The sequence below is a fragment of the Collinsella sp. TM05-37 genome, assembly GCF_003436455.1.
In the GTDB taxonomy this organism is placed as follows: domain Bacteria; phylum Actinomycetota; class Coriobacteriia; order Coriobacteriales; family Coriobacteriaceae; genus Collinsella.
In genome coordinates this window covers 1-1,556 of the sequence record NZ_QSPN01000038.1, presented here as the reverse complement: position 1 = coordinate 1,556, position 1,556 = coordinate 1, and the positions used below count along the sequence as shown (strand labels likewise).

Genomic DNA, 1,556 nt, shown 5'->3' with positions numbered 1-1,556 from the left:
CGAGCTCGGCTGGAGGCCGGCGCACACCGACTTCGCCGGGGGCCTCAGGGCCACCATCGACTGGTACGTCGCCAACGAGGCCTGGTGGCGCCCGGCCAAGGAGGCCACCGAGGCCCGCTACCGCGCGCAGGGGCAGTAAGGAGAGCAGAGACATGGCAGACATCGCATTCGAGAAGGACCTCTCCGTCACCGAGACCGGCATCGAGGGCCTGAAGGTCGTCGAACTGGCCGTCCACGGCGACTCGCGCGGTTAGTTCAAGGAGAACTGGCAGCGCGCCAAGATGACCGCCCTGGGCATCCCGGACCTCCGCGTCGTCCAGAACAACATCTCCTACAACGACAGCCGCGGCGTCACCCGCGGCATCCACGCCGAGCCCTGGGACAAGTTCATCTCCGTGGCCCGCGGCAGCGTCTTCGGCGCCTGGGTGGACCTGCGCGAGGGCAGCGCCACCTACGGCAAGGTCTACACGACCGTGCTCGACCCCTCGAAGGCCATCTACGTGCCGCGCGGCGTGGGCAACTCCTTCCAGGCCCTGGAGGACGGCACCGCCTACACCTACCTGGTGGACGCCCACTGGTCGCCGGAGCTCAAGAGGACCTACACCTTCGTGAACCTCGCCGACCCCGAGCTCGCCATCGAGTGGCCCATCCCGCTCGACGAGGCCACCGTCTCCGATGCCGACCTCAACCACCCGATGCTCAAGGACGTCGTCCCCATGGCGCCGAAGCGCACCCTCGTCACCGGCTGCAACGGCCAGTTGGGCCATGCGGTCCGCGCGCTGGCGGAGGAGCGCGGCGTCGCGAAGGACTTCGACTTCTGCGACATCGACACCTTCGACATGTCCGACCCGGACGCCTACGTACAGTACGACTGGTCGCTCTACGGCACCGTGATCAACTGCGGTGCCTACACGGCCGTGGATAAAGCGGAGACCCCCGAGGGCCGTGTCATCGCCTGGAAGGCCAACGCGACCGGCCCGGCGCTCCTCGCCCGCACCTGCGCCGAGCACGGCATCACGCTCGTGCACGTCTCCTCCGACTACGTCTTTGACGGCACCGCCGAGGTCCATGACGAGGACGAGCCCCTCAGCCCACTGTCCGTCTACGGCCAGACCAAGGCGGCAGGCGACATCGCCGTGGCCGGCTGCCCGCGCCACTACATCATGCGCTCGAGCTGGGTCATCGGCGAGGGGCACAACTTCGTCAAGACCATGAAGGCGCTGTCCGACCGCGTCGCCGACCCGGGGGATAAGCTCACCCAGATCACCGTCGTTGACGACCAGCTGGGACGCCTGACCTTCACGCGCGACATGGCCGCGGCCATCTTCCACGTGCTGGAGAACAAGGCCCCCTACGGCACCTACGGCTGCACCGGCAGCGGCCGCGTCGCCTCCTGGGCCGAAATCGCGCGTGAGGTCTTCGAGGCCGCCAACGGCAACGGCGGCAAGGTGGTCCCGGTCTCCACGGCCGACTACTACGCCAGCGCCGCCGGCCCCATCGCACCGCGCCCGGTCCACTCCGCGCTCGACCTGTCCAAGCTGGAGTCCGCAGGCTTC

At 68.6% G+C, this 1,556-nt stretch carries 1 protein-coding gene and 1 pseudogene; both read left to right on the top strand.

Going from position 1 to position 1,556, the window contains the following annotated elements; all coding sequences use genetic code 11:
* Nucleotides 1-266: 266 nt before the first annotated feature.
* A pseudogene (locus tag DXD48_RS10340) lies at nt 267-695 on the top strand (dTDP-4-dehydrorhamnose 3,5-epimerase family protein); the annotation flags it as partial.
* Nucleotides 696-1,556, top strand: an 861-nt coding sequence (locus DXD48_RS09950; RefSeq protein WP_370446308.1) for an NAD(P)-dependent oxidoreductase, incomplete at its 3' end; no start/stop codon positions are given. It lies immediately after the preceding pseudogene.